This is a genomic window from Actomonas aquatica (assembly GCF_019679435.2).
GTDB classification, from domain to species: Bacteria; Verrucomicrobiota; Verrucomicrobiia; order Opitutales; family Opitutaceae; genus Actomonas; species Actomonas aquatica.
In genome coordinates this window covers 723,057-746,555 of record NZ_CP139781.1, presented here as the reverse complement: position 1 = coordinate 746,555, position 23,499 = coordinate 723,057, and the positions used below count along the sequence as shown (strand labels likewise).

General features: G+C 63.8%; 21 protein-coding genes and 1 tRNA gene. 11 read left to right on the top strand and 11 right to left on the bottom strand.

The window, feature by feature from the left end; translation table 11 throughout:
* Window positions 1-8: 8 nt before the first annotated feature.
* Window positions 9-2,804: a serine/threonine-protein kinase gene (locus tag K1X11_RS02845; protein WP_221032443.1), complete on the bottom strand. Its 2,796-nt coding sequence runs from the start codon at window positions 2,802-2,804 to the stop codon at window positions 9-11.
* Window positions 2,805-2,914: 110 nt separating this feature from the next.
* Complete coding sequence (locus tag K1X11_RS02840) at window positions 2,915-3,478, bottom strand: sigma-70 family RNA polymerase sigma factor (RefSeq protein ID WP_225919630.1); 564 nt, start codon at window positions 3,476-3,478, stop codon at window positions 2,915-2,917.
* Window positions 3,479-3,697: 219 nt separating this feature from the next.
* Here K1X11_RS02840 and K1X11_RS02835 point away from each other — a divergent pair, with 219 nt between their 5' ends.
* Together K1X11_RS02835 and K1X11_RS02830 are read left to right on the top strand one after the other, a co-directional pair.
* Window positions 3,698-4,075: a hypothetical protein gene (locus K1X11_RS02835; RefSeq protein ID WP_221032441.1), complete on the top strand. Its 378-nt coding sequence runs from the start codon at window positions 3,698-3,700 to the stop codon at window positions 4,073-4,075.
* Window positions 4,076-4,117: 42 nt separating this feature from the next.
* The gene (locus K1X11_RS02830; RefSeq protein WP_255599968.1) at window positions 4,118-4,240 is read left to right on the top strand and encodes a hypothetical protein; all 123 of its coding nucleotides are present in this window, start codon (window positions 4,118-4,120) and stop codon (window positions 4,238-4,240) included.
* Window positions 4,241-4,289: 49 nt separating this feature from the next.
* Here K1X11_RS02830 and K1X11_RS02825 read toward each other — a convergent pair whose 3' ends face one another.
* From K1X11_RS02825 to mutS, 3 genes are read right to left on the bottom strand one after another with little or no spacing between them, the layout of a single operon-like run.
* Window positions 4,290-5,054 (bottom strand): class I SAM-dependent methyltransferase, encoded by a 765-nt coding sequence (locus K1X11_RS02825; RefSeq protein WP_221032440.1) that lies wholly within the window; start codon window positions 5,052-5,054, stop codon window positions 4,290-4,292.
* A complete protein-coding gene (locus K1X11_RS02820) occupies window positions 5,051-5,806 on the bottom strand; it encodes a hypothetical protein (protein WP_221032439.1) in 756 nt (251 codons plus the stop codon). The genes K1X11_RS02825 and K1X11_RS02820 overlap by 4 nt, the downstream gene beginning before the upstream one ends.
* Before the next feature lie 5 nt (window positions 5,807-5,811).
* Window positions 5,812-8,367 carry a DNA mismatch repair protein MutS gene (gene mutS, locus K1X11_RS02815; protein WP_221032438.1) on the bottom strand — a complete coding sequence of 852 codons (2,556 nt, stop codon included), beginning with the start codon at window positions 8,365-8,367 and terminating at the stop codon, window positions 5,812-5,814.
* A gap of 111 nt (window positions 8,368-8,478) precedes the next feature.
* Between mutS and K1X11_RS02810 the strand changes: the two genes are divergently transcribed.
* Window positions 8,479-9,324, top strand: a complete 846-nt coding sequence (locus K1X11_RS02810; RefSeq protein ID WP_225919629.1) for an alpha/beta fold hydrolase — start codon at window positions 8,479-8,481, stop codon at window positions 9,322-9,324.
* A gap of 132 nt (window positions 9,325-9,456) precedes the next feature.
* On the opposite strand, the gene K1X11_RS02805 is transcribed toward K1X11_RS02810, so the two are convergent.
* The 4 genes from K1X11_RS02805 to K1X11_RS02790 all read right to left on the bottom strand — a co-directional run bounded on the left by K1X11_RS02805 (window position 9,457) and on the right by K1X11_RS02790 (window position 13,861).
* Window positions 9,457-10,833, bottom strand: coding sequence for an MATE family efflux transporter (locus K1X11_RS02805; protein ID WP_221032437.1), 1,377 nt, complete (start codon window positions 10,831-10,833; stop codon window positions 9,457-9,459).
* A gap of 111 nt (window positions 10,834-10,944) precedes the next feature.
* Window positions 10,945-11,928, bottom strand: coding sequence for a DNA polymerase III subunit gamma/tau (locus tag K1X11_RS02800; RefSeq protein ID WP_221032436.1), 984 nt, complete (start codon window positions 11,926-11,928; stop codon window positions 10,945-10,947).
* A gap of 28 nt (window positions 11,929-11,956) precedes the next feature.
* On the bottom strand, window positions 11,957-12,733 hold the full coding sequence (gene tmk / locus K1X11_RS02795; protein WP_221032435.1) for a dTMP kinase: 777 nt from the start codon (window positions 12,731-12,733) through the stop codon (window positions 11,957-11,959).
* 18 nt (window positions 12,734-12,751) lie between these two features.
* On the bottom strand, window positions 12,752-13,861 hold the full coding sequence (locus K1X11_RS02790; protein ID WP_221032434.1) for a PfkB family carbohydrate kinase: 1,110 nt from the start codon (window positions 13,859-13,861) through the stop codon (window positions 12,752-12,754).
* A 158-nt stretch (window positions 13,862-14,019) separates the two neighbouring features.
* Here K1X11_RS02790 and K1X11_RS02785 point away from each other — a divergent pair, with 158 nt between their 5' ends.
* The 4 genes from K1X11_RS02785 (at window position 14,020) to K1X11_RS02770 (ending at window position 16,437) form a co-directional block, all read left to right on the top strand.
* A complete protein-coding gene (locus K1X11_RS02785; protein WP_324726071.1) occupies window positions 14,020-14,709 on the top strand; it encodes a MotA/TolQ/ExbB proton channel family protein in 690 nt (229 codons plus the stop codon).
* 43 nt (window positions 14,710-14,752) lie between these two features.
* Window positions 14,753-15,184: an ExbD/TolR family protein gene (locus tag K1X11_RS02780; protein ID WP_221032433.1), complete on the top strand. Its 432-nt coding sequence runs from the start codon at window positions 14,753-14,755 to the stop codon at window positions 15,182-15,184.
* A 60-nt stretch (window positions 15,185-15,244) separates the two neighbouring features.
* Window positions 15,245-16,093: a TonB family protein gene (locus K1X11_RS02775; protein ID WP_221032432.1), complete on the top strand. Its 849-nt coding sequence runs from the start codon at window positions 15,245-15,247 to the stop codon at window positions 16,091-16,093.
* A 268-nt stretch (window positions 16,094-16,361) separates the two neighbouring features.
* Window positions 16,362-16,437, top strand: a tRNA-Ala gene (locus tag K1X11_RS02770).
* A gap of 43 nt (window positions 16,438-16,480) precedes the next feature.
* Here the strand turns inward: K1X11_RS02770 and K1X11_RS02765 are convergent.
* Window positions 16,481-17,233 (bottom strand): site-2 protease family protein, encoded by a 753-nt coding sequence (locus tag K1X11_RS02765; protein WP_221032431.1) that lies wholly within the window; start codon window positions 17,231-17,233, stop codon window positions 16,481-16,483.
* 88 nt (window positions 17,234-17,321) lie between these two features.
* Here K1X11_RS02765 and K1X11_RS02760 point away from each other — a divergent pair, with 88 nt between their 5' ends.
* A complete protein-coding gene (locus tag K1X11_RS02760; protein WP_221032430.1) occupies window positions 17,322-18,890 on the top strand; it encodes a sigma-54-dependent transcriptional regulator in 1,569 nt (522 codons plus the stop codon).
* 312 nt (window positions 18,891-19,202) lie between these two features.
* On the opposite strand, the gene galE is transcribed toward K1X11_RS02760, so the two are convergent.
* Window positions 19,203-20,192 carry a UDP-glucose 4-epimerase GalE gene (gene galE, locus K1X11_RS02755; protein ID WP_221032429.1) on the bottom strand — a complete coding sequence of 330 codons (990 nt, stop codon included), beginning with the start codon at window positions 20,190-20,192 and terminating at the stop codon, window positions 19,203-19,205.
* A gap of 55 nt (window positions 20,193-20,247) precedes the next feature.
* On the opposite strand from galE, the gene K1X11_RS02750 reads away from it, so the two are divergent.
* From K1X11_RS02750 to K1X11_RS02740, 3 genes are all read left to right on the top strand, one after another.
* The gene (locus K1X11_RS02750) at window positions 20,248-21,492 is read left to right on the top strand and encodes a beta-ketoacyl-[acyl-carrier-protein] synthase family protein (RefSeq protein WP_221032428.1); all 1,245 of its coding nucleotides are present in this window, start codon (window positions 20,248-20,250) and stop codon (window positions 21,490-21,492) included.
* Window positions 21,493-21,511: 19 nt separating this feature from the next.
* Window positions 21,512-21,769 carry an acyl carrier protein gene (locus tag K1X11_RS02745; RefSeq protein WP_221032427.1) on the top strand — a complete coding sequence of 86 codons (258 nt, stop codon included), beginning with the start codon at window positions 21,512-21,514 and terminating at the stop codon, window positions 21,767-21,769.
* Window positions 21,770-22,055: 286 nt separating this feature from the next.
* Window positions 22,056-23,486: a phytoene desaturase family protein gene (locus K1X11_RS02740; RefSeq protein WP_221032426.1), complete on the top strand. Its 1,431-nt coding sequence runs from the start codon at window positions 22,056-22,058 to the stop codon at window positions 23,484-23,486.
* Window positions 23,487-23,499: the final 13 nt, after the last annotated feature.

Below are 23,499 nucleotides of genomic sequence, written 5' to 3'. Positions count from 1 at the left end.
AAACTTCCTCACTGAGGATCAAATGAGGAAAAGGGAAAGGCGCGACGGTAGCCGATATCGGTCAACCGTTGCTGCATGATTGCCGCCTGGTCGGTTTGGCCCAGCGCTTGATGAGCCATCGCCGCCGGAACCAGCAACCGCCAGTCATGGGTCGTGCTGAGCAGGGGCGAGAGGCGGTCAATCACGCGTTGAATTTGGGCACGGTGGGCCGACGCGTCCATCTCATTACGCGCCAAATCAGCCACAAACAGTTCGGTAACGGCATACTCATGAAGCACGTAGCGTTCGATGCGCTCGACCTCACCAGTAGCCAGGGGCGCGAGCAGCGACTGGGCCCATTGAATGGCAGCGCGCGCCGCCTCCGGGTCCTGATGGTGGAGCAGCTTAAGGGTCGCATCCAATCGCGCGGCTGCGGCCAGGTGGTATCCAAATTTTCGCGACGTGGGCTCCGCGGCCACCAATGCCTCCAGTTGCGGCAGGCACCGGGATACCATCTGTTCCGCTTCCGCAAACTGACGCTCCGTCAGGGCCACCCCCGCGTCCTGCAGCTCCAGGCTGAGGGCAGAAACCTGCCACAGTTGATTGGCGGGATCCTGCTCCACCAATTCGCCAAATTCGCTTCGGGCCTGTTGGTTGGTCGCCCGGGCCGCAGAGAGCTCGTTTCGGCGGGCCTGCAAATCCCCCAGAAAGGCCAGTCCCTGAGCATGGCGCAGTTTCCAACGGGGATGCCCCGAGACCTCCATGAGTCGCTCCAACAAGGTGCCCATCTCGGTGAAGAATCGCTCGGCTTCCCCAAAATCGCCTTCGCGTTCTGCGATCTGGCCCAGCCACGACAAGACATCCACGTGACCGCGTTGCAATTGGAGGTCTTCCGGATGGTCCCGCAGCATCGCCACGATCTGTTGGTGTTCGGCCTCAAATCCCTGCAGCGCCGCCCCGTAGTCGCCTCGATCGAAATCCAAGACCGCGAGGTTGTGGTGACCATAAACCAGTTCGTGCTGCGAACGCAGCGACTCTGGCTCCAAAGCGGCGAGCGCCACCGCCGAATCGCGGTAGCGGGTCATCCATTCGCGTTCGGCCGCAAAGCCTCCGCGACGTCGGTGGACAAAACCGATCCAGAACTCTGCCTGGGCCCGCTCAAACAACATGTCTCCATTATCAGGATACCGTGTGGAGAGGGTGGAGGCCCGGTCGAAAGCGGCCTGAAAAGAGGTGAGAGCCGCGTCGTAGTTGGCCTGATCCATGCGCACTTCGCCGATCTGCGTCAGTGCCGCGGTCTGGCGGGTGAGGGCGGTATCGGACAGGTCACGGGCGGGTAGCTCGGAGAAATAGTCCATCGCCCGGCTACCCACCGCGTCCAGCAGGTCCAGGCGGCCCAATTGCTCCAGCCCGGCACGAAAGTCGCCGATCATGAAGGTCAATAGATCCTCCGCCTGTTCCTGGCGGCGCTGGGCATCTTCGCGCGCCACGGCCTCGGCCGCGCGCGCGGTTTCCGCGGCATCGCGTTCCGTTACGGCCACGCGCTCGGCCCGGGTGGCGCGAATGGCCTGGGTGGTGGCGGCGATGGCCCCGATGATGATGGCTAGCAACACCGCCACGGCGCTGCCGCAGGCGAGTTGGTTGCGCGCCACAAAACGTTGGGTTTTGTAAACCCATGACGGCGGCCGGGCCACGACTGGCTCGTTCCGCAGGTGCCGGCGCACGTCTTCGGCAAGCTCGCTGGCGGTGCCGTAGCGGCGGTCGCGCTGTTTCTCCAAACAACGCATCACGATCCAGTCGAGGTCGCCGGCGAGGACCGAGGTGAGGCGAGTGGGCACCGCTTTGCGCGCGGCGGCCACGGTGGTGCGATCGGCGGCGGTCAGCGTCGAGACGGCGGCGGACGGGCGGGGCGGATCGATTTCGCGAATGATGCGGCGAATCTCATCGATACCGGCCTGCTGCAGGGTGCGAGGATCGTAGGGCGGCCGCCCGGTGAGCAGTTCGTAGAGCAGCACGCCGAGCGAATACACGTCGCTGCGGGTATCGATATCGAGTTCACGCGCCTCGGCCTGCTCGGGGCTCATGTAGGCAGGGGTGCCGATGAGTTGATTGAGGCAGGTGAGTAAGGTCTGTTCGGTGAGCCGACCTTGGGTCGCCTTGGCGATGCCGAAGTCAATGACCTTGGGCGTCGGCACGCCGTCCACCAGCGACACCAGAATGTTGGAGGGTTTGATGTCGCGATGGATGATGCCCTTCTGGTGCGCGTGCTGGAGGGCCACGCAAACGCGGGCAAACAACTCGAGGCGTTGCGCCATCGGCAGCGCCTGCTGATCGCAGAAGCGGGTGATGGGCACGCCATCGACAAACTCCATGACGAAGAACGGCCGCCCGGTCGCGGTCGCCCCGGCATCAAACACTCGAGCGATGTCGGGGTGATCCATCATGGCCAGCGCCTGCCGTTCGGCCTCAAACCGGGCGATCACCTCGACGGTGTCCATGCCCAGCTTGATGACCTTGAGCGCGACGGCCCGACGCACCGGCTCGCTTTGCTCGGCGAGATAAACGACGCCGCAGCCGCCTTCGCCGAGCTTGCGGATCAGGGTGTAGTGACCGATGCGATCGCCCAGTTTTTCCTCGGGGGCGAGCGGCGGCCGTTCCACCGGCGACGCGTCCATGAAGTCGTCGGCTGAGTCGTAGGCCTTGAGTAGCGCCTCCACGCGCGCGCGCAGGGCGGGGTCTTCCTGGCCGATCTTCTCCAGGTAAGCTTCCCGCTCCGCGCCGGTCAGATCGAGCGCCTGACCAAATACCTCGTCGTCGCGATTCATGCGGCGAAAACGGGGGACGGGAGAACGACGCTAGCGGGACGGGGTTTCGGCATATCCGACAATGCGAAAAACAGGGGTAGAAGGGGACAGGCGAGGGGAGGTCGAAACGATCAGGTCTCGCGCAGACGCTGCACTTCGTTGAACAACCAAGCTCGGGCATAGGCCCAATCCCGCTTCGCGGTGCGTTCCGAGATGCCGAGCACCTGCCCGGCTTCCTCGAGGGTGAGTCCGGCGAAATACTTGAGTTTCACCAGCTCGGCCTTGCGGCTGTCGTGCGTCTCAAAGGCCGCCAGCGCCTCGTGCACCAGCAGCAACTCGCTGTCGTTCGCGGTGGGTTGGGCGAGGTCGAAGCCGGTTTGGTCGGCGCTGACCTTGGCCAGGTCGCCCCCATGCTTCAGCGCGCGTTTGCGGCGGGCGTTGTCGATGAGGATGCGGCGCATGCTTTCGGCCGCGGCGCCAAAAAAGTGGGCCCGGTTTTGCCACGCGGGTTGGTTGGAGCCGCCCAGTCGCAGCCACGCTTCATGCACGAGCGCGGTCGGTTGCAAGGTCTGGCCCGGGGCCTCGTGGGCCATCTTGTGCGCGGCCAGCCGGCGGAGCTCGTCGTAGACGAGGGGCAGCAACTGCTCCGCGGCGCTGGCATCGCCATGCTCAAGCCGCTGGAAGAGGAGTGCCATCTCGCCGTCGTTCACGTGGGGTGAATCCTGTAGCGCCAGATGAGGGGCGCAAAGCACAAATCCCGTTAGGTGATTGCATTAAGCAATATTGGGGCGGTTTCGGCGACAGCAGCTCATAATTTTTGACCGGGTCATGTCCCCTTTGCGGCCGGAAGCTCGCTTGGTGGGGTGAGGCCGCCACCACGGTGCCGCCAACGACTCTTCAACGTAATTGCCCACATGAACCAGCTCCTGCGCGAAGATCCCCGCATTCGGGTCCGGAAGACTCCCGCCCCGTTCGCCCCGCAATCCGGTTATGACTCCGGCTGGTGGGTGATCGACAACCGCCACCACCAAAACGTCAGCTTCGACCACGGTTTGGGCGTCATCCCCACCCGCGTCGCCATGCTGTTTTCGCCCGACATGGAGACGGTGTTCCACCTCCCGGGCTCCTGGAATGTCGGCAACACCTCCAACCCGGTCTCGGTGTGGATGACCGACAAATCCATGACCATGGCCTTTGCCGCCAACTACCCGCTGCACGCCCGCTGGGATGCGAGCACCAGCGAGTGGATCTACTGGCACCACGGCTTCCTGCGCGTGGTGCTCGGCCCCTGAATCACCACCTATTCTCTCGCTTTAACCCCCGCCAAAAAAATCATGAACGACATCTGGACCTATATCTCCGTCTTCACCGGTGCCATCATCGTAGGCATGGCGATCGCCCTCTGGCGACTGAGTGGCACGGAGCCGGTGACGCGCGTGCCGCGCCGTCGCCGCTAAGTGGATACACGGCGGTGATCGCCGGCGCCGCTTCACATCGCGCTCCGGCTCAACCGAGCAGGGGCGCGTAGAACTCGCGTTTGCGATAAAGCACCGTCACGTCCTGCACGCCCCAGGCCTGCTCGAGGAAGGCGCGAGTGATGACGTCGGTGCGCGCCTGCAGGTAGGTTTGCAGGTAGGCGGGACTGATGAGGTTGAGGCCGTAGTGACCGGCCGGATCCTCAAAATAGGGCTGAAAGGCCATGCCGTCGCGGCGGTAGTCATGGAGCAGCGTCACCACGTCGGCGTTGTCCGCATAGTCACCTTCACCGCGGGCCAGTTGGGTGCTGAGAAAGCGCCCCTGGGTGGAGAACACCAACACGCCGTCGTCGGCGGTCCACTTGATCAGGCAGTCGAGGGTTTGGCGGGCCAGTTCGACCGGCAGGTGGGTGAGCAGGGAGCCGCACCACACCAAATCGAACCCATCGTCGAAGGGCAGCTCCCGTAGATCCGGCACGCTGTAAACGGGTTCGGCCTCAAACTGCTCGGCGCAGAAATCGACACCGTCGCGATTGAGATCGCAGCCCACGATGGACGCCTGTGGGTAAGCGGCACGCAGCCAACGCATCACGCGGCCGTGACCGCAGGGCAGGTCGAGAATGCGACGATAGGACCGGCGACCGCAGAGCAGCCGGGCATGCTCGATGAGATCGAGCGCGCGTTTGCCGATGGTGAAATACTGCGTCTCAAAACCGGGCTGCACCATCTCGTCGCGCGGCGAAACGAGCTCGCTGGCGGTGAGGGACTCGAGGTGGGCGTTGAGCCAGTTGGTCATGCGCGGGTCTCGTAGATTTCCACCAATACGTCGCCGCCATTCGCCTCGGCGAGCGCCGTCACGGTGACGTTGTAAGCGCCCGGCGGCAGATCGGCGACGGCCACAAAATCTCCTGCTGCCGGGTCGAGGGCAAAGGCCCCCACGGCCTGCGAACAGGCGGCCGCCAGCGCCGGATCCGTTTGCAGCAGGGCGCGGCAGTCGTTGGTGCGCCGGGCAAAGGCGATCTGCGGTTCGGCCAACGGCGCCTCGACGCCAAACTTTGCCAGTGACGGGCCGATCACACGAATCAGGTAACGTTTCGCGCGCACCGGACCGGCGGAACGACCGACCACAAAACTCACCGTCAGGCCATGGGCCGGCGAAACAAACCCGCGCGCCGACTGATTGGCGAGGTGATGGCCGGGATACACCGCTACCAGCGCCGACTGCGACCGCCCGGCAGACGCGCCTTCGTGCGGCTCCCACGTCGCGTAATACACGTCGCTTTCGTCCAGCGTGAGTTCACCCAGCTGGAGGGTGGGGCGATCCTGCCCCGGCAGCTCACGGCCATTTTGCCACCAGTGCAGGCCCGCGTAGGTTTGGCCGCTTTCGGTCGGCAGCTGCAGGGTGAGATCCCCGCGATGGGCTTCCACCGGCAGGCGCAGCGCGGGCGCGATTGGATCAAGTCCCAGTAGTTGTGGACCCACTACAACCGGATTGTTCATCCGTCGCGGCAGCAGGGCGGGTTGGTTTGCGGAGGGGGAGGTCGCCATGGCGCTTAGAGCAGGTTCATCTGTGCGTCGTCGGTCGGTTTGACCGAGATCTTTTTGCGCGGTTTGGCCTGCGGGGCGGAGAGCTCGATCGAGGTGTCGTCGGACTCGAGTTTGCCCAGAATGGTTTTGGCCCGGTCGATGACCGCCGGCGGCAAACCGGCGAGGCGGGCCACTTGGATGCCGTAGCTGCGGTCGGCGGCCCCGGGTTGGATGCGGTGCACGAAGATGATCTCGTCGTTCCACTCCTTCACCGCGACGCTGTAGTTGCGCAGTCGTGACAGCGACTTCTCCAGCTGGGTGAGTTCCTGGTAGTGGGTGGCGAAGAGGGTGCGCGGTCCGGCGTCGGCGTCGTTGTGCAGATGCTCGACGACCGCCCAGGCGATGGAGAGCCCGTCGTAGGTGGACGTGCCGCGGCCGATCTCATCGAGAATAATGAGTGATCGGGTGGTGGCGTTGTTGAGGATGTTGGCGGTCTCGTTCATCTCGACCATGAAGGTCGAGTTACCTCGCGCCAGATCGTCGCTCGCGCCGACGCGGGAGAAGATGCGATCCACGAGACCGATGCGGCATTTGGCGGCGGGCACCCAGCAACCCACTTCGGCCAGCAGCGTGATGAGCGCGACCTGGCGAATGTAGGTCGATTTACCCGCCATGTTGGGACCGGTGATGAGCGCGAGTTGTTCGCCCGACGAGGACAACACGGTGTCGTTGGGCACGAAGCTCTGGTTGCCGCGGATGACGGCGGTGTCGGGAGCCTTGAGCATCTGCTCGACCACGGGGTGGCGACCTTCGGTGATCTCAAGCACGTCGCTGTCGTCGAGTTGCGGCTGGTGGTAATCCCACTCGCGCGCGAGCACGGCCCAGCCGGCCAGCACATCGAGTTCGGCGAGGGCGTCGGCGGTTTTGGCGAGGGCAATGGACTCGTCGAGGATGGCGGTGATGAGCTCGTTGAAGAGCTCCCGTTCGCGGGCGAGGGCGTTGTCCTCGGCGTGCAGGATTTCCTTTTCCTTCACCTTGAGGTCGTCGGTGACGAAGCGCTCCGCATTCACCGTGGTCGAACGCCGGATGTAGTTGTCCGGCACGAGGTGCAGGTTGGCTTTGGTGACCTCGATGAAGTAGCCGAAGCTGCCGTTGTATTTGACCTTGAGACTGCGGATGCCGGTGCGGGCCTGTTCGCTGGATTCGAGTTCGGACAACCACGTTTTGTTGTCGCGAGTGAGCGAACGGATGCGGTCGAGCTCGGCGTCGAAGCCTTCGCGAATGGCGCCGCCCTCGGCGATGTCGGAGGGCATGTCGTCGGCGAGCGCGCGCTCCAGCAATTGGCGCAACTCCGGCAGCTCATCGATGCGCGCCGGGTAGTCGCGGCCGAGGGTTTCACCGAAGTCGGCGAGCAGGCGATGGATGTCGGGCGCCTGCAGCAAGGTGTCGCGCACGCCGGCGAGTTCGCGCGGGTTGCGCAGGCGGTTTTGCAGACGGCCGAGGATGCGCGGAATGTCGCGAATGTGGCGCAAGGTTTCGCGCAACTCGCCCAGCAACATCGGTTCGGCGAGCAGTTCGCCCACGGTGTTGGAACGACGGCGGATCTCGGTGAGATCGAGAATGGGCGCGCTCAGCCAACGCTCGAGCAGGCGGGCGCCGGCGGCGGTCGAGGTGCGGTTGATGGCGGCGAGCAGGGAGCCGCCGCGCGTGCCGCGGGAGGAGCGAAAAATCTCCAGATTGCGCAGGGTGGCCGGGTCGATGAGCAGGGTGGTCGCGCTGCGGTATTCGCGCAGACCGCGGAGGTTCTCCGGCTTCGCGCAGAGGTTTTCGGTGGCGTAATAAACGAGCGCGCCCGCCGGACCGAGACCGGGGTGTTTTTCATCGAGCCCAAACCCCTCGAGGTTGAGCACGCCGAGCGCGTCGAGCACGGTGCGGGCCCCGTCGGCGGTTTCGAAATGGTAACCCGGCAGTTCGGTGACGAGGCGGCCGTGGCAGAAGTCGTGCAGCGCGTGGGCATCGACGTCTTCGTGCGGCGCGTCGCGCCACTTGGCGGCGTCGCCCTCGATGAGGAGGAGCTCGGCCGGTTCGAGGGCGGTGAGCACCGGCAGCAGGTCGGCAACGTGGCGATCGGTGGCGAGTTGGAATTCGCCGGTGGAGAGATCGAGCCAGGCGGCGTGCAGGCCGTGTTTGTCGCGATGGAGCGCGCAGAGGTAGTGGTTGCGCGACTCGTCGAGCTGGTTGGCTTCGAGGGTGGTGCCGGGGGACAGGATGCGGGTGAGGGCGCGTTTGACCAGTTTGCCGGCTTGGGCGGGCTCGGCCTGGTCGCAGATGGCGACCTTGTGGCCGGCGGCGAGGAGCTTCGGCACGTAGTTGTCGACCGCGTGGTAAGGCACGCCCGCCATGGGATAATCCTGGCGTTTGGTCAGCGTGATGCCGCAGACCCGGGACGCGATCTCGGCGTCCTCGTAGAAGATCTCATAAAAGTCGCCGAGGCGGAAGAGGAGGAGGGTGCCCTTGGGCAGTCCACGCTTCACCTCGAAATACTGCTGCATCATCGGGGTTAGCTTCTTGGCGGCGCACATGAGGAGGGAAGTAGCGGGGAGTCAGGTGTGAGTAGCGAGTGGGAAATGCAGAAGAACGAGTCTGCCTCCGCCAAGGGATTTTTGCGTCGGCCGACCAACCTCCGTGCGAACATGAATTTCTACTCGCTACGCACTACGCGCTACTCGCTACTCCCCGACGTGGTTGAACTTTTTTCACGAGATTTAGGCGGCGAAGGTGGCGCACCGATGGTGGTGCTCCACGGCATGCTGGGTTCCTCCCGCAACTGGCTGGGCGCCGGGCGCGAATTGGCCGAGCGGGGCTGGCACGTGCATGCGCTCGACCTGCGCAATCACGGTCGCTCGCCCCACGCCGAACCGATGAACTACGAAGCCATGGTGGAGGACGTGGTGGCTTGGCTTGATGCACGCGAGTTGCCTCAGGTGGACCTGGTCGGCCACAGCATGGGCGGCAAACTCGCCATGTTGCTCGCCGCCCGCCAACCGGAGCGCGTGAAGCGCCTCGTGGTGGTCGACATTGCGCCCAAGGATTACCTGTCCCGCGAACACCGCGCGGAGTTTGCGGCCATGCATGAACTGCGGCTGAGCGAAGTGCGTTCGCGGGGTGACGCGGAGATGAAGATGGAAGCGCGCGTCGCCGACTGGAGCATGCGCAAATTTCTGACGACCAACCTGGAGCGTGATGAGCCGAACGGCGGCTGGCGCTGGATCATCAACCTGCCGGCGATCTCGGCGGCGTTGCCGGTGTTGGAGAAGAACCCGCTGCAGGACGGCGATCGGTTCGCCGGTCCTACCCTCTTCGCCGCCGGCGGCAAATCCCGCTACATCGGGGCGGGTGACGTGGGAGCGATTCAGCAGTTTTTCCCGGCGGCCGAAATCGAGTTCATCGCCGACTCCGGTCACAACCCGCACATGGAAGCGCGCGAGGCACTCGTGGCGGCAATCGTCGCTCACCGCGACGCCACGGCCGACGCCTGATTCGCCGCCTGAGATCAGTCAAATCCCGCCCCATTCACTCGGGTTCGCTCGCTCCGCGCGGCCTCATCCAATGTTCGTATTACGAACATTGGGTTCTTAGCTCCTGCGGGGGAGGTGGTTAGGTAGGTGGCTTTAGTGGCCTGACTCGGCGAGGCTGGCGGTGACGCCGTCGCGGCTGCGCTGGGCGTGGGGCAACCAGTCACGGCGGCGCCAGCGGCGGAACATGAGGAAACCACGGAAGGTTTCATCGATGATCATGGCCGCCCAGATGCCGGGCAGGCCGTAGCCGAGGGTGAGGCCGAGCAACCACGACAACGGCACCCAGAGGCCCCACATGGCGATGATGCCGAGCTTGAGCGGGAACCGCACGTCGCCGGTGGCACGCAGTCCGCAGACCATGGTCATGTTGAAGAGCCGGCCCGGCTCGATGAGCAGCGCGAGCTTCAGAAGGAAGGCGCCCATGGTGATGATGGCCGCATCGTCGGTGAACCAACTGATGAACCAACCGCCCCAGATCGCGCCGGGCAGGACGGCCACGGCGACGACCACGATGCCGACCTTCAGCGTTTTGAGCAGGCGGCGGTAGGCGGCGTCAAATTCCCCAGCGCCGACGTGGTGGCCGAGCAGGATCTCGTTGGCCAAAGCGAAGGCGAAGCTGAACGTGAAAACGAAGTGCATCACGCTCATGGTGTAGTTCTGGATCGCGAGCTCGGTGGCGCCGAGTCGCGCTGTGAACGAGGTGATCGTCATGAACGCCAACCACCAGCAGAGGTGTTCACCGGCCGACGGTGCGCCGATGCTGAGAATGCGTTTGAGGCGTTTGGCTGGGACGCGGATGAAGGCCCGGATCGGCAGGTGCACGCCCGTGCGGCGGCGCATGAGAATCCACAGAATGATGGCGGCCGCGACGCGGCTGCCGGCGGTGGCGAGCGCGACACCAACGATGCCCATCTGCGGCGCGCCAAACATACCGAAGAGCAGGACCCAATTGCCGAAGGCGTTGAGGCCGTTTTGCACGAGCGTGACCCACATTGCGTCGGTGGCGTGGCCGTGCGCGCGCAGGATGGCGCCGACGGCGACGTTGTGCGCTTCGAGCCAGAGCGTTGCGCCCACGATGCTGAGGTAGGGCACGGCGTATTGGTAGAGCTCCGGCGGCAGCGTCATGAGGCCGAGCAGCCGCTCGACGTTCAGGCTGATGAACAGACTGATCAGGATTCCCAGCCAGAGGTTGACGGAGATCGCGGTCGCCACGGTTTCCTGCGCGCCGCGCCGGTCTTTACCGCCGAGGCTGTGCGTCACCACGACGCTGCTGCCGATGCCGACGAAGCCGAAAATCATCACGCCCAACACCACAAATTGGTGCGCTACGCCCAACGCCGCCACCGCGCCGTCGGAGATCGTGCTCACCATGTAGGTGTCGATCGTGCTCGTGAGCACATGCAATGCGTTCTCGATAAAAATCGGGATCGCGAGCGCGAGGAGTGTGGGACGGACGACAGACTTGGACATGACGTGGGACGGACCTGCCAGCTTGCCATGCAAGAGTCGCGCCGAGCAAGTCGGCGGGTTGCGCTACCCGTAGATTGTTAAGCAGTGCCAGCGTGCCGGCCTAAGCGCCGCTTATTTGCGGGCCGCCCAGAGGCGCAGGGAGGCCAGCATGAAGCTTTCGAGAGCGGCCTGGGCGTTCAGATTTACGCGCAGGAGGCCAACCGCGTGCTCCAATTTTTCCACCGCGGCCGTGAAGGCGCGGCGGTAGGACTCGTCGCCGGTGCTGATGCGCTCCAGCGCAAAATCGCGCGTGGCGTGTTCGATGCCGGCGAATAGTTTCAGCCGCAGGCCATTGGCGAGACCGGTCTCGATGGCGATTCGTTCATCGTCGTCGAGGTCGGCCGGCAGGTTGCCCTTTTGGGCCTTCCAGGCCTCTGACGTCGCGTTGTCGAGGATGAGCCCAAAGCGCGCAGTGAGACCGTAGGCGGCGAAAACCGCGTCGGCGGCGGCTTTGCGATCGGACACACCAGCGGAGAGGCGACCGAGCCACTCGCGATAGTCTTCGATCCACGCGCGCCAGCCGTCGGGCAGGAAACCCACTTCGGCAGAGGGAAAACGGAAATTCAGGCAACGGCTGCGAATCGTCGGCAGCAGCGCGTAGGGGCGGGTGGTGAGGACCAGCAGTGTAGTGTTGGCCGGCGGCTCCTCGAGGGTTTTGAGAAAGACGTTGGCCGTGGCCACGTTCATGCGATCGGCCTCGTGCACGATGCCGACCTTGTGATCCCCGGAGGAAGCGGACACCGCCATCTTGCGAATGAACTCGCGCATGGTGCCGGGATCGTCGGCACTTTTGCCGGCCTTGATTTGGCGCATCTTGCCGGCCGGGCGCAGGCTGAAGCAGTCGGGATGATCGTCCGGCGCGAAACGCGGCGTGGTCGGCGCGTGAGGCGGGTAGAGCAGGCGGTCGGCGATGGACTGCGCGACGGCGACCAACGTTTCGTATTCGTCGCCGGTGATCAGCAGACTGTGCGAGAGACGTTGGTGCGCGATGGCGCGCTCAATGACGGCAACGGCCGGCGTGCCTTCGAGCGATTCTGGCCAAGCGAGGGCGGACATCCGCGATCAGAGGGAGGAAGCGCGGCGCTCAGCCGCGGGAGGCTTTGGCCTTTTTCTTTTTGGCCGCGGCCTTCTTTACCGTCTTTTTCGCCGCTACTTTTTTGGCCGGGGCCTTTTTAGCGGGGGCTTTTTTGGCGGCGCGCGGGGTGCCGTTGGTGATGCCGAGCACCTTCTTCACGTGCTTCCAGATCTCGGTCTCGATCTTGTTTTCCGGCAGGGTGCCGTCGACGACCACGATGCGTTCGGGGAGGCTCTTCGCGAGCAACAGGTAGCCTTTGCGGACCTTCTTATAGAAATCGATGTTCTCGCGCTCCATGCGGTCCGGCACGTCGGAGGCACGTTGGCGGATGCGCTTTTTCGAAACGGTCGGCGGCACGTCGAGCACGACGGTCAGCGAGGGCATGACGTTGCCGACGGCAAAATGGTTGATGAGACTGACTGGGTCCGAGGCGAGGTTGCGCGCGATACCTTGGTAGACCGTGGACGAATCCATGAAGCGGTCGCTCAGCACGATGGTGCCCTTGAGCAAGGCGGGGGCGATGACTTCGCGGACGAGTTGGGCGCGGGCGGCGGCGAAGAGCAGGAGCTCCGTCTCGGCGCACATCTCGTCGCCGTTGGAGTTGTGCACAATGATGTTGCGCACCTGCTCACCGATTTCGGTGCCCCCCGGTTCACGCACGCTGAGCACATCCACGGAGTGCTTGGCGAGACGTTGGGCGAGGCGGGAAATCTGGGTGGATTTGCCGGAGCCTTCCGCGCCTTCGAAGGAGATAAGTTTACCCAAGGGTGTTTCTGTCAGGGGCATAAGTTGAGAATGAAGAGGTTACTGCCAGTTGGCGAGGAAGCTTTGCAGGTCTTCCAGGGACGGGCTTTTGGCGGTGCGGACGTAGTGACCGCTGGTGCTGACGCCGGTGGTGAGGCAACCCTCGGGGGAGAGACCGAGGAGTTGGCCGAGCGCGAAACCGGCGTTAAAGTGGTCGCCGGCGCCGGTGGTGATCTTCGGCTTGGCGGTGTAGGGGCCGGGCACCCAGGCGGTGGTCTCGGCGGTGGCGCAGGCGGCGGATTCCTTGGGGTGCACGACTACAGTGGCATAATCGAGCTTGGCGCGGATGTCGGCCGCGATCTGGCGCAGGCCGGCTTCGTCTTCGGCCAGCGGATGGAAACCGAGGGCGAGGTGCACCTGTTGGGCTTCCTTGAGATTGAGCCCGAGGGTGACTCGGCCGAACTGTCCGAAAGCCCCGATGACTTCGAGCGCTTCCAGCAAATCGGCGCGGGAGCGTTTTTCGGGATCGGCGAGATCGAAGAAAAACACGCGGTCGCGCTGGGGCAGGCGAGGGAACACCTTCTCGGTGAGCTCGCGGAAGATCGTGGTCATGTTGGGGATCATGGTCCAGTTGACCAAGGCCACGAGGTCGGCCGCGGAGAGGGCGCGCTCAAAAGCCGGAGCGCCCATTTTCTCGATGATGCGATCGAGCGTGATCTCATCGAAGCTGCGCATCTGGCCGAGCATCAGTTTGCCGTCATCAAATTCGACGGCGATGGTGGAGGCCGGATCGCAGAGCGTGGTGCACTCGGCGCGACTGGCCATCTCCTGAAACACCGGATGGATCGCCACGCGACCGAGCGCGCCGATGTAGCGCAGGGCGAGGCCGTGTTCGAGCAGGGCTTTGGCCATGATGGGACCGTTGCCGCCGAGCTTGTCCATGCGCGGATAGAACTCGAGGTTGGTGCTCTTGCCGGCCGCACCGAGGATGCGTTGACCAAAATCACTGATGGTCGGAATCGCTTCAAATTCCTCGCCTTGGCCGGTGCGCAGGGCGACGGGCGTGACGATCGTATCGACGAAGCCGTCCAGTCCCACGAGGGCCAGTTTGCCGTCGAGCGTGGGAGCGGCTTTTTGTAGAGCAGAGAGTGTGTTGGAGCGGTAGTCCATGTTGGGCAGGCGAGATGCGCGAAGGTCGAGGCCACAGACCGAAGGGTGCCCCGGGGCCACCGGCAACCATGAAAGCATGAATGAGCGTGGGGGGATGTGGGGTTTTCCATTGAAGCGGGCTGGCGGATTACCCACTTCTTCTTTCACTTGTTCTGCCTGTGATTTACCCGCTGCTTGCCGTTACCAATGTCATCCAATCGTTCCTCACCTCGGGGTTGGTTGGGCAAATCATCACCGTCGGTCTCGTGATCTTCAGCTTCGTCGCTTGGTCGATCATGATCGACAAACACATGGAGCTGAAACGACTCCGCATGCTCAACCTGAGCTTCGAAAATCGTTTGCGCGCAGAACGCACCTTGCTCGACGCGCCCGACGCGCATCGGGAGCGTCGCAGCATTCCCTACGGCGACCTGTTCGCCGATGCCCTCGAGGCGTATTGGCGCGCCGCGGCGATCGGTCAGGAAAAGGGCGTGGACACCTCGCGCTTCCGGCTGGAGCACATGGAGAACGCCCTGCAACGCGCCCTCGCTCGTCAGGTCCTGCGCTACGAATCCAACATGGTCTTCCTCGCCACCATCGTTTCCGGCGCTCCGTTCATGGGCCTGCTCGGCACCGTGTGGGGCGTGATGGATGCCTTCAGCGCGGTGGCGGTGCAACAGACCGCGAGCATTCAAACCCTCGCGCCCGGCGTATCCGCGGCGCTGCTTACCACGGTTGCCGGCCTGATCGTGGCGATCCCGTCGGTGTTTGGTTATAACTACCTCTTCGCCAGCACCAAACGCCTCATCACCGAAATCGAGAACTACGCCAGTTCGTTGGCCGACCGTCTCGAACTCGAAAACAGCTGAGCCGGCCACGTCCGCCTTCGCCCGCCGTATCCCTCACGATCCCATGGCCCGCAACTTTCGCCGCCAACGTCAGTCCGCTCCCATCTCGGAGCTCAACGTGACCAACCTCATCGACCTGGGGTTCACGTTGCTGATCGTGTTTATGATCGCGACGCCGCTCATCAACCAGGAGCAAACCATCCCGGTCGACCTGCCGGTCGAATCGCAGAGCGAACAGACCCCACCCGATCCCGACACACAGTTTGAGTCGATCACCATCCGCGCCGACGGCACCGTTTCGCTGAGTGGGGAAGTGGTGCGCCTCGACGCGCTGGCCGATGCGCTGGCGCCGTTTGCCGGACAGAGCGAACCGCCCGTCTTTCGCATCCGCATGGACGCCGACTCGACCGCCCAACAATTTATCACCGTGATGGACGCGCTGAAAACGCAGCGACTTTCCCGGATCACCTTCGACACCCAGGTGTCTGCCCAATGAAGCCTGCAACACGGGCACATTGACTAAGAACTTTCGAGGTTGGCCGTGAGAGAACGAACGATGAGTCCCAGTTCCATCAATACGCCGACGACGCCCATGTCGCGGGCGGCGAGTCTCTCCGCGCTGCTGCACTTCACGATTTTCCTACTGATCGTTTTCGCCACGTGGTGGGCGCGCCGTTCGCACGACGATCCGCCGCCCATTTTTGAACTCGTGGCCGGTCCGGGCGACAACTACGCCGCCACCGAAGCCGCCGCCGCTGTGGTCGAAACGCCCCAAACCGTCGAGCTGAAGATTCCCGAGCCGCAGCCGCGCCCGCAACCCGTGGTGCAGCAGCCCCAACCGCAGCCCCAGCCGCAACCTCAACCGCAGCCCAAGCCGATCCCGCGCGAAGTGAAACGCGAGCCGACGCCCGTGAAGGTCGAACCCGTTCCGGAAAAGAAACCGGTCAAAGTCGAGCCGGCGCCGGAACGCGTTTCCTATTCCCAATTCACCAAGGAGGAAGGCGTGCCCAAACCCAAGCCCGTCAAACAGCCCTCCACGCCCGTGCGCGCCCGCAACATCGACGTCAGTTCGGTGGTCGACACGACACAGGTCAACATGGGGGCGGGCGGCACCGCCATGACCAACCGGGAGATGGACCTGTCCCGCCGCTACGTCGAAATGATCATTCAGCGCGTGCGTCGCTCGATGGAGGAGGCCGGCATCACCGAGCTGCGGGAAGCCAGCGTGCAGTTTCAGGTGACCCTGGCCGGGGCCATCACCAACCCGCAAATCGTGCGTTCCTCGGGCAGCGGCAGCTTCGATCAGGCCGTCTTACGCGCCTTCCGCAGCATCCGACCGGTGGGCAAACCGCCGACGGGCCGGGCTGAAATTTTCCGCGCCAACGTCAGCCTCAGCGGAGGGTAGGGCGTGTCTGGGAAAGGCGAGGTGCCATCGCTGGGAGCGCAGCCCGAAGGGTGAGTGGGAAGAGGGGCTGGCGCGGCGTTGTCCACGACGGCATGGCCCGCTGGGCCACCTCCGTCGCGGCCGCCTGGCGCGAGCCCCTTTTCCCACTCACGCTGGCTCCTCGCCTTTACCAGACACGCCCTAAACCGGCGCGAAATAAAAACTTCGGGAAGAAGATGAAAAAATTCCTTGCCATCACTCTCTCATCCCCGATTGTCCCGTCTCCCCCGGGCCCTTAGCTCAGCTGGAAGAGCGCCTCAATGGCATTGAGGAGGTCAGCAGTTCGATCCTGCTAGGGTCCACCACTTTTTAAAAACCGTCCCTCAAGGACGGTTTTTTTGTGCCCGCTCACAACGGCGGCGGCACGCCGGCGTCGCGGTAGAGGCGGGCGATGCTGTCGCGCCAGCGGGCTTCGTCTTCGATCTGTCGGCGTAGGTTTCGCAGCTCGAGTTCGCCCGCCACGATGATGAAAGCGAACAGTGCCATGCCCATCCAATGCGGTTCGGTCGGCAGCACCGCCAGCAAGGCGATTGCGACCAGGCCCAGCCCTTTGGCCACCCCCACCGCCCACCGCGTCGCCGTGAGGTAATCCCAACGCAAGGAGAGCAAGGCCCGAAACACCCGGCCACCATCCATCGGGAACACCGGGACCAGGTTGAAGCCACCCATCACGATGTTCACCGCCGTGAGATGACGCAGAAATTCCGCCGTCGTGATCGGGAAGAGCAGGGGATCCCAATCGGCCGGAAACCTCACGCCCAACACAAAAGCCAGCAGCACCAGCCCCACGTTCACCGCCGGCCCGGCCAGCGCGATCGCGATCTCCTGGCGCGGCCGACGCGGGATGCGATCAAACGCCGCCATGCCACCGATTGGCATCAAGACGATGCGCGCCGTGCTCACGCCGAAGCGTTTCGCCATCAGCGCGTGCCCCAACTCGTGCAGCACCACACACGTGAACGCGGCCAGGACAAAGCCCACCAACCACGTCGCGCCCAGCCACCCGGCCGCCGTCCAACCTTCCCAGCCGAGATACGCCAACAGGGCCAAAAAGGTCCAGTGTAAGGACAGGGGAATTCCGCCGATTCGGAACAAGTGCATTGACCACCGTAACACGGGGACTAATCAGGCGGTCCCGGTGTCTCGTTGCCAGCACGTTCCGGTGGCGCGAGTCTGACCGCTTCTCGCGATGTCCAATCCCAAGCCCTCAGCCCCCACGATCCTCATCATCGACGATGATGCGGAGATTCGTTATTCGCTCGGCCGCGTCCTCTCGACCGGCAACTACAACATCATCGAGGCCGGCAGCGGTGAAGAGGGTGTTGCGATGGTGAAGAAGGGCCCACTCCCGGATCTGGTGTTTCTCGACATTCGCATGGGCGGCATGAGCGGCATCGAGGCGCTGCAACACATTCGCGGCGCCAACCCCAAGCAGCTCGTCGTGCTCATGACCGCGTTTGGCACCGCCCAGACTGCGATCGAGGCGATGAAGTTTGGCGCCTTCGATTACATCATGAAGCCCTTCGACCCGACGAAGGTGCTGACCCTCGCCGAGAACGCGCTCCAGGCCAACCGCGAGATGGACGCCGTGGGGGACTACAAACCCACCATCAACAGCGAGGACTACAAGGAAGGCATCGTCGGCTCCTCCGCGCCGATGCAGGAGGTATTCAAAATCATCGGACAGGTCACCGCCAGCGATGTGACCGTGATGATCACCGGCGAGAGCGGCACCGGTAAGGAACTGGTCGCGCGCTCCATCTGGAAGCACAGCCATCGTTCCTCCAAACCCTTCATCGCCGTCAACTGCGCCGCCATTCCCGACAACCTGATCGAGAGCGAACTCTTCGGTCACGAGAAGGGCTCCTTCACCGGGGCGACCGGCCAACGCATCGGCAAGTTCGAACTCTGCGACGGCGGCACGATCTTCCTCGATGAGATCGGCGACATGGCCCTCGCCACGCAGACCAAGATTCTCCGCGTCCTCCAGCAGGGCGAAATCCAACGCGTGGGCGGCACCGATACCATCAAGGTCGACGTGCGCATCATCGCCGCGACGAACAAGAACCTCGAGGAGATGGTCCCGGCCAAGGAGTTCCGCGAGGACCTCTACTACCGCCTCAATGTCGTGCGCATCAAAATGCCGCCGCTGCGCGAGCGCGCCGACGACATCCCGCAGATCGTCGACTTCTGCCTCCAGAATCTCGTCAAGCAGCGCAAGACGCGCGTGTCCAAGGTCTCGCCCGAAGCCATCGACGTGCTCTGCCGCTACCGCTGGCACGGCAACGTGCGTGAGCTCGAAAACGTGATCTACCGCAGTGCGGTCATCGCGCAGGGTGACGCCATCCTGCCGAAGGACCTGCCGGTGGAAATTCGCTCCGCGGTGGGCCCCGGCACGGGCACCACGCCGCCGATCGCCGCCGCGTCCATCGCGCCGGCCAGTGCGGCTCCGATCAAAACCGAGGCGGTCGCCACCGCTGACGAGACCGACGATGTCGAAGAAAGCACCGTGAGTGAAAACGCCGCGGTCGCCACGCCGGCGCCCATCGGTGGCGCGCTCACGCTCGAGCAGGCCTTTGACTTCATCCAGGAAACGCTGCCGCACGACGAAGAGCCCATCCTCACGCGCATCGAGCGCGAGATGGTGAAGCGCGTGTTGGTCGCCGTGGACGGCAATCAGGCCAAGGCCGCCGAGCGCCTCGGTATGACCCGCACCACGCTCCGCAAACGCATCGAAGCCTACGGCCTGAAGGACTGAGCCGGTAGGCACCCCAAAGTCGGCCGAGAGGCAGGGCTTTGTTTTAACCACGGATGGGCACGGATGGGCGCCGCCTACCGGCGTCGCAAGGCAGGTAGTTTACACGAGAAGTTGTCGGGCCGCACCTTGAGCGCGGCTGCTTCGTTCGCGGCGGGCATGTCGACCAGGCAGCAGAACGTGTTTTTTAAGCCACCGGTTGGGCTTCGGCTTTAAGGCTATTTCTCAGAGCGTAGCCGGTAGGCGAAGCCATCCGTGTTCATCCGTGGTTAAAAAAACGCGTCCTGCCGGCGGACGTCCTGCCGGCCCCCTCGATCAGTCGGCGTAGCCTTCGGGGTGCTGGTGGTGCCAGCGCCAGGCGGTTTCGACAATCGACTCGATGTCGTTGAACTTCACCACCCAGCCGAGTTCGGTTTTGGCTTTGGTGGAGTCGGCGTAGAGCGCGGGCGGATCGCCGGCGCGGCGCGGCGCCATCTCGTAAGGCACGGTCTTGCCGGATACCTTTTCCACGGCGCGGATGATCTCCAACACGGAGGTCGGGTTGCCGGTGCCGAGGTTGTAGAACAGACCGGTGCCGGGTTCGTTGAGTTTGTCGAAGACCGCGATGTGCGCGCGGCTCAGGTCGTCGACATGCACGTAATCGCGCAGGCAGGTGCCGTCCGGGGTGGGGTAGTCGTCACCAAACACCTTGAGCGCCGGACGCCGACCCGTCGCCGCGTCGATGGCAAGCGGAATGAGGTGCGTCTCCGGATCGTGGGCCTCGCCGATGGTGGCATCCTCGGCCGCGCCGGCGGCGTTGAAATAGCGGAAGGCGGCGAAGCTCAGACCGTGCGCGTGGGCGAGGGCCTTGAGGGCGTTCTCGATGTCGAGCTTGGTCTGGCCGTAGGGATTGATCGGGGCCTGCGGCAGGTCCTCGGTGATCGGCATCGACTGCGGAATGCCAAACGTCGCGCAGGTGGAGGAGAAGACGAAGCGCTTCACATCCTTGGCCAGCATGGTCTCGAGCAGGCGCAGCGTCGCGACGACGTTGTTGAAATAATACTTCAGCGGATTCGTCACCGACTCGCCCACGTAGGCGAAGGCCGCGAAGTGCATCACGAGCTCGATCTGCTCCTTTTCGAGCACCTCACCGACGAAGGCCGAGTCACCCAAGTCCCCTTCATAGAACGGGATACCTTTCGTGAGGGCACCTCGGTGGCCAAACACCAAGTTATCGAGGACGACGGGGCGATGGCCCGCTGCAACCAATTGACGCACACAGTGACTGCCGATGTAACCGGCACCTCCGATAACCAAGACGTTCATTACCGAGGCTTGTATTGCCATCCGCCTCAGGTTGGCTAGCGGTTTTTGTTTCAACATGTCGTATCAACCGCCCCGCATCGTCATCACCGGTATCGGACTCACGGCCCCCAACGGCAATTCTTTGGCGGAGTATCGCCAAAATCTGCTCAATGGCGTCTCCGGCGTGCAGCCGTTCGACGTGCGCTACATGGGCAAGTCCTTGGCCGGCGTCTGCGATTTTGATCCGCTCAAATACCAGAAGCGCAAGGAAGTGCGCGTGGGCACCCGTGCCGGTTCCATCTCCATTTATTGCGCCCGTGAAGCCGTCGCCGACTCCGGCATCGACTTCGAGTCCTTCGACAAGGATCGCGTCGGCATCTACGTCGGCACCACCGAGCACGGCAACGTCGAGACCGAGAACGAGATCTACGCCATCTCGAAGTTCGACTACGACACCAAGTTCTGGTCGCACTACCACAACCCCCGCACGGTCGCCAACAACCCGGCCGGCGAGGTCTCGCTCAACCTCGGTATCACCGGTCCGGCCTACGCCATCGGTGCCGCCTGCGCCGCCGGCAATCTGGGCCTCATCCACGCGGCCCAAATGCTCCGCCTCGGCGAGGTCGACTTCGCCATCTGCGGTGGCGTGAGCGAGAGCATCCACACCTTCGGCATCTTCGCCGGGTTCAAGTCCCAGGGCGCACTCGCCACCCACAAGGATCCGACCAAGGCCTCCCGTCCCTTCGACAAGGGCCGCAATGGCATCGTCGTCTCGGAGGGTGGGGCGCTCTACACCCTCGAACGCCTCGAAGACGCCCAAAAGCGCGGCGCCAAGATCTACGGCGAGATCGCGGGCTACTGCGTCAACAGCGACGCCAGCGACTACGTGCTGCCCAACCCGACGCGTCAGGCCCAGTGCGTGCGCAAGGCCCTCAAGTCCGCCGGCCTCGAGCCCGCCGATATCCACATCGTCAATACGCACGCCACCGCCACGCCCCAGGGCGACATCCAGGAGTGTGGCGCGCTGCGCGAGGTGTTTGGCGAGGGTTGCCCCGACACCTACATCAACAACACCAAGAGCTTCATCGGTCACGCCATGGGCGCCGCCGGTGCACTCGAGCTGGCCGGCAATCTGCCGTCCTTCGACGACCTCACGGTGCATCCGACGATCAACGTCGACGACCTCGATCCGCAATGCGCGCTGCCGGGCCTCGTGCTCAACACCCCGCAAAAGGCGGCCAAGATCGATACGATCCTCAACAATTCCTTCGGTATGCTGGGCATAAATTCCACGTTGATCGTGAAGCGATTTACCGCCTAACCTCTGCCCCTTTTCCAACATGACCAAAGAAGAAACCAAGCAGGTGGTGCTCGATATCATCGCCGATGTCGCTCCCGACGAAGACCTTACCAATATCAAGCCGGACGTGCGCCTGCGCGATCAGCTCGAGCTCGATTCGATGGACTTCCTCGATATCGTCATGGAGCTGCGCAAGCGTCACAACATCGAGGTGCCCGAGGCCGAATACCCGCAACTCGCCTCCCTCGACAGCTGCGCCGAATACCTCACCCCCAAGTTCGAAGCGCTCGGCAAATAAGCCACCCCGTTTCCAACGAACCAAACTTCTCAACCGAGTCCCCCCCGCGGACTCGGTTTTTTTGCGCCCAGCCGAGCCGATCCAACGCCGTTTTTTTAACCACAGATGGACACAGATGGCTTCGCCTACCGGCTACGCACCGGCTGAAGCAGACCGCTACTCTGAAGTATTTCTTATCTGTGTTTATCTGTGTCCATCTGTGGTTAAAACAAAAGCACTGCCTCTCCGCCGTTTCCTCGGCCTCTAGCGCTTGCGCGTTGGGCGGCGGGGCTTCTTGTTGGGCTGCTTGAACACTTCGGATCACTACGACGTTGTCATCATCGGTGCCGGCATGTCGGGCCTCGCGGCCGGCATTCGCCTCGCGCACTTCGGCAAGAAGGTCTGCATCTTCGAGCGGCACAACGCCGTCGGCGGACTCAACAGCTTCTACAGCCAGGCCGGCCGCAAGTTCGACGTCGGTCTGCACGCGCTCACCAACTTCGTGCGCCCCGGCGTGAAGGGCACCCCGCTCGGCAAACTCCTGCGCCAACTCCGCATCCGCCACGAGGAGTTTGAGCTCAGCGAACAAAAGCGCTCCCGCGTCGCCTTCGGCCCCAACGGCGAAACCTCACTCGCGTTCACCAACGACTTTGCCGTCTTCGAGAGCGAAGTGGCCCGCGCCTTCCCGGCGCAGATCGATGGCTTCCGTCAACTCGTCGCCACCGTGCGCACCTACGACGACGTGAGCCTCGACGCCCAACCCGTGTCGGCCCGCGAGGTCGTCCGCCGCTACATCAGCGACCCGCTGCTTGAGGACATGATCTTCTGCCCGGTCATGTATTACGGCAGCGCACAGGAGCGCGACATGGAGTTCGGTCAGTTCGTCATCATGTTCAAAGCCCTCTTCCTTGAAGGCTTTGCCCGGCCCTTCGACGGCGTGCGGGTCATCCTGCGTGTGCTGGTCGACAAATACCGTGCCGCCGGCGGTGAGCGCCGCATGAAGTGCGGCGTAAAGCGAGTGATCGCCCAGAACGGCAAGGCCACGGCGCTCGAACTCGACAGCGGGGACGTGGTCACCGCCGACCACGTCATCTCCTCGATTGGCGGCCCGGAAACCGAGCGCCTCATCGGCAATCTCCCGGCACCGGAGCAGGCGCCGTCCCCGGTGGGCGCGCTGTCGTTTGTCGAGACCATCACCATCCTCGACCGTCAGCCGGCGGCGCTGGGGTGGGGCGACGATACCATCGTGTTTTTTAACGACTCGGCGCGCTTCGACTACGCCGCCGCCACCGATGCCGTCGACCCGCGCAGCGGCGTGATCTGTTTCCCCAACAACTTTGCCTACGCCGACGGCGCTGAGCTGCCTGAGGGCGTGTTCCGCTGCACCTGCCTGGCCAACTACCAGCAGTGGACGGCCCTGCCCGAGGACGATTACCGCGCCGCCAAAGCCGCCTGGTTTGAGCGCATCCAGCAGAGCGCCCGTCGCTTCCTGCCCATGGTCGCCGACGAAGCCCTCATGGCGTCCACGATCACCACGGACATGTTCACCCCGCGCACGGTCGAGAAATACACCGGCCACTTCGGCGGCGCCATCTACGGCTCGCCGCTCAAGCACCGCCAAGGCCGCACCGCCCTCGACAACGTCTACCTCTGCGGCACCGACCAAGGTTTCCTCGGCATCATCGGCGCCATGCTCAGCGGCATCTCCATGGCCAACTACCACGTCCTCCGCGGCTAAACCAACGCAGGTT